The sequence below is a fragment of the Streptomyces sp. NPDC006140 genome, from assembly GCF_040628815.1.
Taxonomy (GTDB): Bacteria; Actinomycetota; Actinomycetes; order Streptomycetales; family Streptomycetaceae; genus Streptomyces.
Map to the genome: position 1 here is coordinate 204,415 of NZ_JBEXTS010000006.1, position 13,297 is coordinate 217,711.

General features: G+C 71.1%; 9 protein-coding genes. 7 read left to right on the forward strand and 2 right to left on the reverse strand.

The genetic code is table 11. The features are described 5' to 3' along the window. Positions 1-294 precede the first annotated feature (294 nt). From ABZ386_RS18390 to ABZ386_RS18400, 3 genes are all read left to right on the forward strand, one after another. Positions 295-498 (forward strand): hypothetical protein, encoded by a 204-nt coding sequence (locus ABZ386_RS18390; RefSeq protein WP_003993245.1) that lies wholly within the window; start codon positions 295-297, stop codon positions 496-498. A 211-nt stretch (positions 499-709) separates the two neighbouring features. Next, entirely contained in the window at positions 710-4,288 is a 3,579-nt protein-coding gene (smc, locus tag ABZ386_RS18395; RefSeq protein WP_356502139.1) for a chromosome segregation protein SMC, read from the forward strand. Between the two features lie 223 nt (positions 4,289-4,511). Further along, positions 4,512-5,930, forward strand: coding sequence for a sugar porter family MFS transporter (locus tag ABZ386_RS18400; protein ID WP_351341239.1), 1,419 nt, complete (start codon positions 4,512-4,514; stop codon positions 5,928-5,930). A 237-nt stretch (positions 5,931-6,167) separates the two neighbouring features. On the opposite strand, the gene ABZ386_RS18405 is transcribed toward ABZ386_RS18400, so the two are convergent. After that, a complete protein-coding gene (locus ABZ386_RS18405) occupies positions 6,168-7,139 on the reverse strand; it encodes an LLM class flavin-dependent oxidoreductase (protein ID WP_351341242.1) in 972 nt (323 codons plus the stop codon). A 171-nt stretch (positions 7,140-7,310) separates the two neighbouring features. Here ABZ386_RS18405 and ftsY point away from each other — a divergent pair, with 171 nt between their 5' ends. Then, positions 7,311-8,510 (forward strand): signal recognition particle-docking protein FtsY, encoded by a 1,200-nt coding sequence (ftsY, locus tag ABZ386_RS18410; RefSeq protein ID WP_351341244.1) that lies wholly within the window; start codon positions 7,311-7,313, stop codon positions 8,508-8,510. A 138-nt stretch (positions 8,511-8,648) separates the two neighbouring features. Here the strand turns inward: ftsY and ABZ386_RS18415 are convergent, their stop codons facing one another. Next, positions 8,649-9,314: a bifunctional DNA primase/polymerase gene (locus tag ABZ386_RS18415; protein ID WP_358965103.1), complete on the reverse strand. Its 666-nt coding sequence runs from the start codon at positions 9,312-9,314 to the stop codon at positions 8,649-8,651. Between the two features lie 445 nt (positions 9,315-9,759). On the opposite strand from ABZ386_RS18415, the gene ABZ386_RS18420 reads away from it, so the two are divergent. The 3 genes from ABZ386_RS18420 to ABZ386_RS18430 all read left to right on the forward strand — a co-directional run bounded on the left by ABZ386_RS18420 (position 9,760) and on the right by ABZ386_RS18430 (position 13,270). Then, positions 9,760-11,256: a hypothetical protein gene (locus ABZ386_RS18420; protein ID WP_351341250.1), complete on the forward strand. Its 1,497-nt coding sequence runs from the start codon at positions 9,760-9,762 to the stop codon at positions 11,254-11,256. Between the two features lie 335 nt (positions 11,257-11,591). Then, complete coding sequence (locus tag ABZ386_RS18425; RefSeq protein WP_351341253.1) at positions 11,592-12,935, forward strand: ammonium transporter; 1,344 nt, start codon at positions 11,592-11,594, stop codon at positions 12,933-12,935. Continuing rightward, the gene (locus ABZ386_RS18430; protein ID WP_030231663.1) at positions 12,932-13,270 is read left to right on the forward strand and encodes a P-II family nitrogen regulator; all 339 of its coding nucleotides are present in this window, start codon (positions 12,932-12,934) and stop codon (positions 13,268-13,270) included. Before ABZ386_RS18425 ends, ABZ386_RS18430 begins: the two co-directional genes overlap by 4 nt. The last annotated feature ends 27 nt before the right edge of the window (positions 13,271-13,297 follow it).

Consider the following 13,297-nt stretch of genomic DNA (forward strand, 5'->3'; position numbering starts at 1 on the left):
ACCGCTTGCCTTGGCACGCTCCGCACGCAAGGATGATCGCCACGCCCCGAGGGCCCCGCAGAAGCCGCCGCACCGCCGTTCCCGGCCGTGTGCGCCCGGGTCGCCCGCCAATACGGGGCGTGATCGTGTTGACCGTCAAACTTTTTGGTGAGACGCTGAAAGCACCCCGCGCACCTTAGCTGTTTGGCATGGCTGAACGGCAGCACAACTCCAGGCCTGCCAGGCAGGGCGGGTGCGAATCCCTCACGACCCACACCGCATCGGTCGGTCACTCATTGTGGAGGACCATCCATCATGGCAAAGGCGCTTCTCGGTTACGTCGGCGGCTCCGACCCTCGACTCCTCGCCGAGATGCGACGGCTCCAGCAGCGCGTCCAGGACCTGGAATCCGAGCTCGTACGGATCCAGGCGGAGAACGAAGCGCTGACGGCTGCCGCTTCTCACGACAGGATCATGGAGAGCGTTGACGCACACCAGGCGGAGCCTGCGCTCACCTGATCACTGCATCGCTCCACAACAGCACAGCAGTGGTCGGGCCGCCCGTCACAACCGCTGAGTTGTCAGAAGTGCAAGGGACGCCCTAGGCGTCCCTTCTTTCTTTCCCCGCGCATCCTTTCACCGTCTTTAACGTCTGGTGTGCCCTGCGCGTTCAGCGGCGAAACCGTGGGTTCATGGAGTGAGACGAACCCGGGCGGTAGAGTCCGGCGGCGTGCACCTCAAGGCCCTGACCCTCCGCGGGTTCAAGTCGTTCGCCTCGGCCACCACGCTCCGGTTCGAGCCGGGGATCACGTGCGTCGTCGGACCGAACGGCTCGGGCAAGTCCAACGTCGTCGACGCGCTCAGCTGGGTCATGGGCGAGCAGGGCGCCAAGTCGCTGCGCGGCGGCAAGATGGAGGACGTCATCTTCGCCGGCACCACCGGCCGCCCGCCCCTGGGCCGCGCCGAGGTGTCCCTGACCATCGACAACTCCGACGGGGCCCTGCCCATCGAGTACGCCGAGGTCACCATCACGCGGATCATGTTCCGCAACGGCGGCAGCGAGTACCAGATCAACGGCGACACCTGCCGCCTCCTCGACATCCAGGAACTGCTCTCCGACTCCGGCATCGGCCGCGAGATGCACGTGATCGTCGGGCAGGGCCAGCTCGACTCCGTGCTGCACGCCGACCCCATGGGCCGCCGCGCCTTCATCGAGGAGGCCGCCGGCGTCCTCAAGCACCGCAAGCGCAAGGAGAAGGCGCTGCGCAAGCTGGACGCGATGCAGGCCAACCTCGCGCGCGTGCAGGACCTTACCGACGAGCTGCGGCGCCAGCTCAAGCCCCTCGGCCGCCAGGCCGCCGTCGCGCGCAGGGCGGCCGTCATCCAGGCCGACCTGCGCGACGCCCGGCTGCGCCTGCTCGCCGACGACCTCGTCCGGCTCCGGGAAGCCCTCCAGGCGGAGGTCGCCGACGAGGCCGCGCTGAAGGAACGCAAGGAGGCCGCCGAGCAGGAGCTGCGCAGGGCACTCCAGCGCGAAGCACTCCTGGAGGACGAGGTCCGGCAGCTCACACCGCGCCTGCAGCGCGCCCAGCAGACCTGGTACGAGCTCTCCCAGCTCGCCGAGCGGGTGCGCGGCACGATCTCGCTGGCCGACGCCCGCGTGAAGAGCGCCACCTCCGCGCCCCCCGAGGAACGGCGCGGCCGCGACCCCGAGGACCTGGAGCGCGAGGCCGCCCGCGTCCGCGAACAGGAGGCCGAGCTGGAGGCCGCCCTGGAGGCCGCCGAGCGCGCCCTGGAGGACACGGTCGCCCACCGCGCCGAGCTGGAACGCGAACTGGCCCAGGAGGAACGGCGCCTGAAGGACGCCGCCCGCGCCATCGCCGACCGGCGCGAGGGCCTGGCCCGGCTCAGCGGCCAGGTCAACGCCGCCCGCTCCCGCGCCGCCTCCGCCCAGGCCGAGATCGAACGCCTGGCCGCCGCCCGCGACGAGGCGCAGGAACGTGCCGTCACCGCCCAGGAGGAGTACGAGGCCCTCCAGGCCGAGGTCGACGGCCTCGACGCCGGCGACGTCGAACTCGCCCAGCAGCACGAGGCGGCGAAGCAGCAGCTCACCGAGGCCGAGGCCGCCCTCACGGCAGCCCGGGAGGCCGCCACGGCGGCGGAGCGCCGGCGCGCCGCGACCCAGGCACGGCACGAGGCCCTGGCCCTCGGCCTGCGCCGCAAGGACGGCACCGGGATACTGCTCGCGGCCAAGGACCGCCTCTCCGGTTTGCTCGGCCCGGCGGCGGAGCTCTTGACGGTGGCCCAGGGCCACGAGGTCGCCCTGGCCGCCGCGTTCGGGGCTGCGGCGGACGCCATCGCGGTCACGTCCCCGGCATCCGCGGCCGACGCGATCCGACTCCTCCGCAAGCAGGACGGTGGCAGGGCCACCCTGCTCCTGGCAGGAGATGACGCCCTCAGGGGCGCGGGGAACTGCGCGACCAGCCACAACGGCGCCGCGGACGCCCGCCACACCTACGCCGCAGACCTGGTCCGCGGCCCTGCGGACCTCATGCCTGCCGTCAGACGGCTCCTCCACGGCATCGTCGTGGTCGACACCCTCGAAGACGCGGAAAGCCTCGTCTACACCCACCCGGACCTCACCGCCGTCACCGCCGAAGGCGACCTCCTCGGCGCCCACTTCGCCCACGGCGGCTCCGCGGGCGCCCCCAGCCTCCTCGAAGTACAGGCCTCCGTCGACGAGGCCGCCGCCGAGCTGGAAGAGCTCGCCGTCCGTTGCGAGGAGCTGACCGAGGCCCAGCAGGAGGCCGTCGAGCGGCGCAAGGAGTGCGCCGCGCTGGTCGAGGAGCTGGGGGAGCGGCGCCGGGCCGCCGACCGGGAGAAGTCGGCCGTCGCCCAGCAGCTCGGGCGGCTGGCGGGGCAGGCACGCGGCGCCACCGGAGAGGCGGAACGCGCCACCGCCGCCGCGGCCCGCGCTCAGGAGGCCCTCGACAAGGCACTCCAGGAGGTCGAGGAACTCGCCGAGCGGCTCGCCGTCGCCGAGGAGATGCCGATCGAGGAGGAGCCCGACACCGCCGTGCGGGACCGGCTCGCCGCCGACGGTGCCAACGCCCGCCAGACCGAGATGGAGGCCCGTCTCCAGGTCCGTACGCATGAGGAGCGGGTCAAGGGCCTGGCAGGGCGGGCCGACTCCCTGGACCGGGCCGCCCGCGCGGAACGCGAGGCACGCGCGCGTGCCGAGCAGCGGCGGGCCCGGCTGCGGCACGAGGCGGCGGTGGCGGAGGCCGTCGCCTCCGGCGCCCGGCAGCTGCTCGCGCACGTCGAGGTGTCCGTCGCCCGCGCCGACGAGGAGCGCACCGCCGCCGAGGCCGCCAAGGCCCGGCGCGAGCAGGAACTCGCCCGCGCCCGCACCGAGGGGCGCGATCTCAAGGCGGAACTCGACAAGTTGACGGATTCGGTCCACCGCGGCGAGGTACTCGGCGCCGAGAAGCGGCTGCGGATCGAGCAGCTGGAGACCAAGGCGCTGGAGGAGCTGGGTGTCGAACCGGCCGGGCTCATGGCGGACTACGGTCCGCACCAGCTCGTGCCGCCCTCGCCCCCCGCCGAGGGCGAGGAGCTGCCGGAGGACCCCGAGCACCCGCGCAATCAGCCGAGGCCGTTCGTCAGGGCCGAGCAGGAAAAACGCCTCAAGGCCGCCGAGCGCGCCTACCAGCAGCTCGGCAAGGTGAACCCGCTCGCCCTGGAGGAGTTCGCGGCGCTGGAGGAACGCCACCAGTTCCTCAGCGAGCAGCTGGAGGACCTGAAGAAGACCCGCGCCGACCTGCTCCAGGTCGTCAAGGAGGTCGACGAGCGCGTCGAGCAGGTCTTCACCGAGGCCTACCGGGACACCGCCCGGGAGTTCGAGGGCGTCTTCAGCCGGCTCTTCCCCGGTGGTGAGGGGCGACTGGTGCTGACCGACCCCGACAACATGCTCACCACGGGCGTGGACGTCGAGGCCCGGCCGCCGGGCAAGAAGGTCAAGCGGCTGTCGCTGCTCTCCGGCGGGGAGCGGTCGCTGACGGCCGTCGCGCTGCTCGTGTCGATCTTCAAGGCACGGCCCAGCCCGTTCTACGTCATGGACGAGGTCGAGGCCGCCCTCGACGACACCAACCTCCAGCGGCTCATCCGGATCATGCAGGAGCTGCAGGAGGCGTCCCAGCTGATCGTGATCACGCACCAGAAGCGCACGATGGAGGTCGCCGACGCGCTGTACGGCGTCTCCATGCAGGGCGACGGTGTGTCGAAGGTCATCTCGCAGCGCCTCCGCTAGATGGGTGTGGTCTACACCCTTCTCACCTGCGGCTCTGGCTGACTTCATTTATTGAACACATCGCTGACACACCCCTGCCTCAGATTCACAGCAAGCGCCCTATTGACTTCGAAACTTGAAGGCATAGTCTCGGCAACGTTCCTTTTACCTTCAGGTACCTTCAGGTGGCACCTCGAAGGGCTGACCCCCTCCGGCAGCGTTGCCGGTGGCCCGAGGAGTACACGTGACCAGCACAGCGCAGGCACCCCAGTCAGGAGCCAGGACGGCTCATCCCGATCATCTCGGGCACGTCATCTTCATCGCGGCGGCGGCCGCGATGGGCGGTTTCCTCTTCGGCTACGACAGTTCCGTGATCAACGGCGCCGTCGAGGCCATCCGTGACCGCTACGACGTCGGCTCCGCGGCCCTCGCCCAGGTCATCGCCATCGCCCTGATCGGCTGCGCCATCGGCGCCGCGACCGCCGGCCGCATAGCCGACCGCATCGGCCGCATCCGGTGCATGCAGATCGCCGCGATCCTCTTCACGATCAGCGCCGTCGGCTCCGCGCTGCCCTTCGCGCTGTACGACCTCGCCTTCTGGCGCGTCGTCGGCGGCTTCGCCATCGGCATGGCCTCCGTGATCGGCCCGGCCTACATCGCCGAGGTCGCCCCGCCCGCCTACCGCGGCCGGCTCGGCTCCTTCCAGCAGGCCGCGATCGTCATCGGCATCGCCGTGTCGCAGCTGGTCAACTGGGGTCTGCTGAACGCCGCCGACGGCGACCAGCGCGGCAAGCTGATGGGCCTGGAGGCCTGGCAGGTCATGCTCGGCGTCATGGTCGTCCCGGCCGTCCTCTACGGGCTGCTCTCCTTCGCCATCCCGGAGTCCCCGCGCTTCCTGATCTCCGTCGGCAAGCACGAGCGCGCCCGCGAGATCCTCACCGAGGTCGAGGGCAAGGACGTCGACCTGGACGCCCGTGTCGCCGAGATCGAGGGCGCCATGAAGAGCGAGCACCGCTCCAGCTTCAAGGACCTGCTCGGCGGCAGCTTCTTCTTCAAGCCGATCGTCTGGATCGGTATCGGCCTGTCGGTCTTCCAGCAGTTCGTCGGCATCAACGTCGCGTTCTACTACTCCTCGACGCTGTGGCAGTCGGTCGGCGTCGACCCGACGGACTCGTTCTTCTACTCCTTCACCACCTCGATCATCAACATCGTCGGCACCGTCATCGCGATGATCTTCGTCGACCGCATCGGCCGCAGGCCGCTCGCGATCATCGGCTCGGTCGGCATGGTCATCGGCCTCGCCCTGGAGGCCTGGGCGTTCTCGTACCACCTGGTCGACGGCAAGCTGCCCGCCGCGCAGGGCTGGATCGCCCTGATCGCCGCGCACGTCTTCGTCCTCTTCTTCGCCCTGTCCTGGGGTGTGGTCGTCTGGGTCATGCTCGGCGAGATGTTCCCCAGCCGGATCCGCGCCGCCGCCCTGGGGGTGGCCGCCGCCGCGCAGTGGATCGCCAACTGGGCCATCACCGCGAGCTTCCCGTCGCTGGCCGACTGGAACCTGTCCGTGACGTACGTGATCTACACGGCGTTCGCCGCGCTCTCGATCCCGTTCGTCCTGAAGTTCGTTAAGGAGACGAAGGGCAAGGCCCTGGAGGAGATGGGCTGAGCCCGTCCCGCGCACTAGGGGGTGTCCGCAAAGTCCCGCCTGCCCTGCGACGCCCGGCACGCTCCCCCAAGCTCTTCGAGCAGGGGGGACCCCATGACGCCGCAGGGCCCGCCCTCCGGGCGGACGACGCGACTTTGTGGACACCCCTAGGGGAGGAGGGCCATAGTCCCCGCTGCCCCTCTCCCCGTAACCCGCCGCCGCCCCGGTTCGGCCACTGCCCGAGCCGGGGCGGCGGTCTCATGCCGCGAGCCCGGGCAGTACGCGCTCGCAGAACAGCCGCAGACTCCGCCACCCCTCCTCCACCGGCATGCCGCCCGCCAGCGGGTGCAGGACGTACGAGTCGAGCCCCAGCCCCGCGCACCGCTCCGGCGTGAGGATCCGGTACACGCCCTCCGCGCGCAGCTCCTCGACGGTCGTCGCGGCCGACTTCACCGCCGAGCGCACCCCGCCCGACTGCCAGGCGGCGTACGTCCGCGCCTCGTGCAGGAAGTGCCGGCCGTACTCCGCCCAGGCCCGGTCCGGATCCTCGGCCACGTGCAGCAGGGGCGTCTCGGCCGCCGGCATCATGACCCAGCCCTCGGTGCCGTACTCGACGAGCAGCTCCTTGTAGTACGTCTCCAGCTCCGGCAGGTGCGCGCTGGGGAAGAAAGGCAGGCCCAGCCGGGCGGCCCGGCGGGCGGCGGCCCTGGAGGAGCCGCCGACCAGGAGCAGGGGATGGGGTGCGGTGAACGGGCGCGGGGTGATCCGGACCGTGCGGCCCCGGTAGGGGAAGGGCTCGCCCGTCCACGCCTTCAGCAGCGTCTCCAGCAGCTCGTCCTGGAGCTTGCCGCGCCGGGCGAAGTCCACCCCGAACTGCTCGTACTCCTCCGGCCGGTACCCGATCCCGGCGACCGTCACCAGCCGGCCGCCGCTCAGCAGGTCCAGCACGGCGATCTCCTCGGCGAGCCGCAGCGGGTCGTGCAGCGGGCCGATGATCGCCGAGACGGTGACCGCGACACGCCGGGTCGCGCCGAAGACGGCTCCCGCGAAGGCGAACGGCGACGGCAGCCAGTTGTTCTCCGCCCCGTGGTGCTCCTCCGTCTGCACCGTGGTGACGCCCCGGTCGTCCGCGTACGCGGCCATCTCCAGGGCCGCCCGGTAGCGGGCGCCCAGCTCGGCGGGAGAGGCCCCGGGAGCGACGAGGTTGAAGCGTGCGACCGTGACGGGCATGGCGGCGTCTCCCTTCACCGGGCGGAGGCTCGGCTTCACCGGGCGGTGTCCGGGGGACGTTAGCTGACGGGGCATCAGACATCCAGGGGTGTGGAGATCCGGCGGCCCCCGGCCCTTCGGAGCGGTACAAGCAGGGTGACCCGGGGCCCCATGGCTGATACTGGACGCGTTATGGACATCGTCATCCTTGCTGTAGTCATCGCCGTGGTCGTGCTCGGCGCGCTCGGCGGGCTCATCGTCGGCAGCCGGCGCAAGAAGCAGCTGCCGCCGCCCCCGCCCGCGGCGCCCGACATCACCGCCCCACCGGCCGAGCCGCACGTCGGCGACGAGGCCGAGACGCCGCGGGAGGAACCGCGGCGCACGATAGAGGAGGTGGATCTTCCGGACGGCTCGGCTCCGGTCGTCGTCGAGGAGCCGCCCGCCGAGGCTCCCGAGATCGAGATCCCGGAGCCCACCGCGGGCCGTCTGGTCCGGCTGCGGGCCCGGCTCTCCCGCTCGCAGAACGCCCTCGGCAAGGGCCTGCTGACCCTGCTGTCCCGCGAGCACCTCGACGAGGACACCTGGGAGGAGATCGAGGACACGCTGCTCACCGCCGACGTCGGCGTGCAGCCCACCCAGGAGCTGGTCGAGCGGCTGCGCGAGCGCGTGAAGGTGCTGGGCACCCGCACCCCCGAGGAGCTGCGCACCCTGCTCCGCGAGGAGCTCATCACGCTGGTCGGCCGCGACATGGACCGCGCCGTCAAGACCGAGCCGGAGGACCGCAAGCCGGGCATCGTGATGGTCGTCGGCGTCAACGGCACCGGCAAGACCACCACCACCGGCAAGCTCGCCCGCGTCCTGGTCGCCGACGGCCAGAGCGTGGTGCTCGGCGCCGCCGACACCTTCCGGGCCGCCGCCGCCGACCAGCTCCAGACCTGGGGCGAGCGCGTCGGCGCCCACACCGTGCGCGGACCGGAGGGCGGCGACCCGGCCTCCGTGGCCTTCGACGCGGTCAAGGAGGGCAAGGAGATGGGCGCGAACGTCGTGCTCATCGACACCGCCGGCCGGCTGCACACCAAGACCGGCCTCATGGACGAGCTGGGCAAGGTCAAGCGGGTCGTGGAGAAGCAGGCCCCGGTCGACGAGGTGCTGCTCGTCCTGGACGCCACCACCGGCCAGAACGGCCTCGTCCAGGCCCGGGTCTTCGCCGAGGTCGTCAACATCACCGGCATCGTCCTCACCAAGCTCGACGGCACGGCCAAGGGCGGCATCGTGGTCGCCGTCCAGCGTGAGCTGGGAGTCCCGGTCAAGCTCATCGGGCTCGGCGAGGGCGCGGACGACCTCGCGCCGTTCGAGCCGGAGGCGTTCGTTGACGCCCTTATCGGGGAGTGAGCTCGGCACCCGCCGCGGCACGACCTGCGAAAAACCGTACCTGCGCGAGAAGCGCCCGCCCCCGAGGTGCAGTCGGGGACGGGCGCTTCGCTCTGTGTCCTTGGGGTTTTTCGCGGTCTTCGTGGGTCCTTGTGGCCGCTACGCCCGTGAGCGGTGCGCCACGTACGCCAGCGTGCCCAGCACCAGGCGGGCCTCCGGCGGTCGGGACGCCGAGTCCAGGGCGGGGGAGCGCAGCCAGCGGACGGGGCCGAGGCCGCCGCGGTCCGAGGGCGGCGCCGTGATGTGCGTGCCGGGGCCGAGGCCGCGCAGGTCGAGGGCGTCCGGGTCGTCCCAGCCCATGCGGTAGAGCAGCCCGGGCAGGTCGGCGGCGGCCCCGGGGGCGACGAAGAAGTGGCCGCGGCCGTCCGGGGTGGCCGCGACCGGGCCGACGGGCAGGCCCATGCGCTCCAGCCGGGCCAGGGCGCGGCAGCCGGCCGGCTCGGCCACCTCGATGACGTCGAAGGCCCGGCCGACGGGCAGCATCACCGAGGCGCCGGGGAACTCGCCCCAGGCCTCCGTCACGTCGTCGAGCGTCGCCCCGGCGGGGATCACCGGGGCGAAGTCCAGCGGGTGCGCGCCCGGAGCCGGGCAGTCACGGCGGCCGCACGAGCAGGCGCCCGCCGACGCCCGGGCGCCCGGCACCACGTCCCAGCCCCACAGCCCGGTGTACTCGGCCACGGCGGTGCCGTCCGACGTGCGGCTGCGGCGGCGCGAGCCGGTCCGGATGTCGCGCATGCCCCGGCTGATGCCGATCGTGAAGCCCATACCCCCTCCAACGGGTCCGACGCACCCATGGTTACGCAGCGGACGCGGCGCGTGACTCTCCGTTTCCGCCTTCCCGTCGGCGGCCGGTTCACTCGGCGCCCGGAAGCGCCTCAGGGTGGTGCACCCACGACACGCGCCCCCGAGTGCATCGCTGCACCCGCTCCTGGGTGTGCTGTGTCAAGTGAATCGCGCGCAGGCGTACGTGAGTTCATTCGATGGGGTGGCGAATGGTGGCGTTTCCGTGTGAGCCGTGGCTGGACGGGTGATCGTAGGATTACTTTGTGTGCACGAGTCCTGGGGGCACATGCACTCGTGGGTATGCCGGAGGCAAGTCGGCTTTCCGTTCGAAGGGTGACAAGGACCGGACGGACGGCCGTACGAACCGGCATGCTGATAGGGCTTGGCGCACTCGGCGACAAGTGGTCTCAGGGATGGGGGCGTTCCAGTGAGCGGCAACGGCGGAAGCGGGACGAACGCTGCACACGCGACGCACACTGACAAGCGCCCGAACGAGCTGCTCACCTCCTGGTTCGTGCGCAGCGGCTGGTCCAAGGGCGAGCTCGCCCGCCAGGTCAACCGCAGGGCACGGCAGTTGGGCGCCAACCACATCTCCACCGACACCTCGCGCGTGCGCCGCTGGCTCGACGGCGAGAACCCCCGCGAGCCGATCCCGAGGATCCTCTCGGAGCTGTTCTCGGAGCGCTTCGGCGTCGTCGTCTCCGTCGAGGACCTGGGGCTGCGCACGGCGCGTCAGTCACCCTCCGCGACCGGCGTCGACCTGCCCTGGACGGGCCCGCAGACCGTGGCCCTGCTCAGCGAGTTCTCGCGCAGCGACCTGATGCTGGCGCGGCGCGGCTTCCTCGGGAGCTCGCTGGTCCTGTCTGCGGGCCCGGCCCTCATCGAGCCCATGCAGCGCTGGCTCGTGCCCGCGCCCCCCGCGCCGCGCTCCGAGCCCGACCTCGCGGCCGGGGCGGGGCGCGCCCGCGGCCGGCTCTCCAAGCCGGAGCTGGACCTGCTGGAGTCCACGACGGTGATGTTCCGCCAGTGGGACGCCCAGTGCGGCGGCGGCCTGCGCCGCAAGGCGGTCGTCGGCCAGCTGCACGAGGTGACCGACCTGCTCCAGGAACCCCAGCCCGAGGCCACCACCCGGCGCCTGTTCAAGGTCGCCGCCGAGCTGGCCGAGCTGGCCGGGTGGATGTCGTACGACATCGGGCTGCAGCCGACCGCGCAGAAGTACTTCGTCCTCGCGCTCCATGCCGCCAAGGAGGCCGGTGACCGGCCGCTGGGCTCCTACGTCCTGTCGAGCATGAGCCGCCAGATGATCCACCTCGGCCGGCCCGACGACGCGCTGGAGCTGATCCACCTCGCGCAGTACGGCAGCCGGGACTGCGCGAGCCCGCGCACCCAGTCGATGCTGTATGCGATGGAGGCCCGCGCCTACGCCAACATGGGCCAGCCCGGCAAGTGCAAGCGGGCGGTGCGGATGGCCGAGGACACCTTCGCCGAGGCCGACGAGTGGGACGAGCCCGACCCCGACTGGATCCGCTTCTTCTCCGAGGCCGAGCTCTACGGCGAGAACTCCCACTCGTACCGCGACCTGGCCTACGTCGCCGGCCGCAGCCCGACCTACGCCTCGCTGGCCGAGCCCCTGATGAAGCGGGCCGTGGAGCTGTTCGCCGAGGACGGCGAGCACCAGCGGTCGTATGCGCTGAACCTGATCGGCATGGCCACCGTGCACCTCCTCCAGCGCGAGCCCGAGCAGAGCACGGTGTACGCGGCCCAGGCCATGCAGGTGGCCAAGAAGGTGCGCTCCGAGCGGGTCAACACCCGTATCCGAAAGACGGTCGACACCGCCGCACGCGACTTCGGCGACCTCGGCGAAGTCGTCGACCTCACCGAGCGGCTCGCCGCCGAGCTGCCCGAGACAGCCGAGGCGGTCTGAGACCGCCCGGCCCCCTGGACCCCGGCCGCGGCCGGCCCTCCCGAACTGCCCGACTCGGCTCCCCCATGCCAGGTCATCGGAAGGCCGACCGCGGCCGGCCCATGTGTCCAGGACCGCCCCGGACCGAAGGTTGCGCCACGATAACGATCGGCGCACCCGCAATCCGGCAGTTCATCGACGCGTAACACAGCAGGCGCCTTCGTCACGGCCGCGAAACAACGAGGGGCTTCCACCGAAACCGCGCTGCGCCAATCTCGTGGCGCATAACCGGCCCACCCCTCATTCCGCTCGAGGCTTCGCCCGCACGGGGCCGTACCAACGACGAGGAGACGCCGATGGCACCAGCCATCACCCTTGCCGCAGAAGCACCCAAGCTGTCTGCCGCCAACACAGGGTTCATGCTCATCTGTTCCGCCCTGGTGATGCTCATGACCCCGGGCCTGGCCTTCTTCTACGGAGGCATGGTCCGCGTCAAGAGCACCCTGAACATGCTGATGATGAGCTTCATCAGCCTCGGGATCGTCACCATCCTGTGGGTGCTGTACGGCTTCTCCATGGCGTTCGGCACCGACTCCGGCAGCCTCATCGGCTGGAACTCCGACTGGGTCGGCCTCAGCAACATCGGCCTGACGCAGCTGTGGGACGGCTACACCATCCCGATCTTCGTGTTCCTGGTCTTCCAGCTGATGTTCGCGATCATCACGCCCGCCCTGATCAGCGGTGCCCTCGCGGACCGCGTGAAGTTCAGCGCCTGGGCGCTGTTCATCGCCCTGTGGGCCACGGTCGTCTACTTCCCGGTCGCCCACTGGGTCTGGGGCGCCGGCGGCTGGGCCTTCGAGCTGGGTGTGATCGACTTCGCCGGTGGTACGGCGGTCCACATCAACGCCGGTGCCGCCGCGCTCGGCGTGATCCTCGTCATCGGCAAGCGCGTCGGCTTCAAGAAGGACCCGATGCGCCCGCACAGCCTGCCGCTGGTCATGCTGGGTGCCGGTCTGCTGTGGTTCGGCTGGTTCGGCTTCAACGCCGGCTCCTGGCTCGGCAACGACGACGGCGTCGGCGCGCTGATGTTCGTCAACACGCAGATCGCCACCGCCGCCGCCATGCTGGCCTGGCTCGCCTACGAGAAGATCCGCCACGGCGCGTTCACCACGCTGGGCGCCGCCTCCGGCGCGGTGGCCGGTCTCGTCGCCATCACCCCCGCCGGTGGCGCGGTCTCCCCGCTCGGCGCGATCGCCGTCGGCGCCATCGCCGGTGTGCTGTGCGCCATGGCCGTCGGCCTGAAGTACAAGTTCGGCTACGACGACTCGCTCGACGTCGTCGGTGTCCACCTCGTCGGTGGTGTCGTCGGCTCCCTGCTCATCGGCCTCTTCGCCAGCGGCAAGGGCCAGTCCACGGTGGAGGGCCTCTTCTACGGCGGCGGCCTGACCCAGTTCTGGAAGCAGTGCGCCGGTGTCTTCGCGGTGCTCGCCTACTCCCTGATCGTCTCCGCGATCCTCGCCTTCATCCTCGACAAGACCATCGGCATGCGGGTCACCGAGGACGACGAGGTCGCCGGCATCGACCAGGCCGAGCACGCCGAGACCGCATACGACTTCAGCGGCGCCGGTGGCGGTGCCGCCAAGACCGCCGCCGTCGCGGCCGCAGCGGCCGGCGCCGAGAGCAAGAAGGTGGACGCATGAAGCTCATCACCGCCGTCGTCAAGCCGCACCGGCTCGACGAGATCAAGGAGGCCCTGCAGGCCTTCGGAGTGCACGGCCTGACGGTCACCGAGGCCAGCGGCTACGGTCGTCAGCGGGGCCACACCGAGGTCTACCGCGGTGCCGAGTACACCGTCGACCTGGTCCCCAAGATCCGCATCGAGGTCCTGGTCGAGGACGACGACGCCGAGCAGCTGATCGACGTCGTGGTCAAGGCGGCCCGAACCGGCAAGATCGGTGACGGCAAGGTCTGGTCCATCCCGGTCGAGACGGCCGTACGGGTCCGGACCGGCGAGCGCGGCCCCGACGCGCTCTGAGGGCCCTTGACGCAGGCAAACAGAACA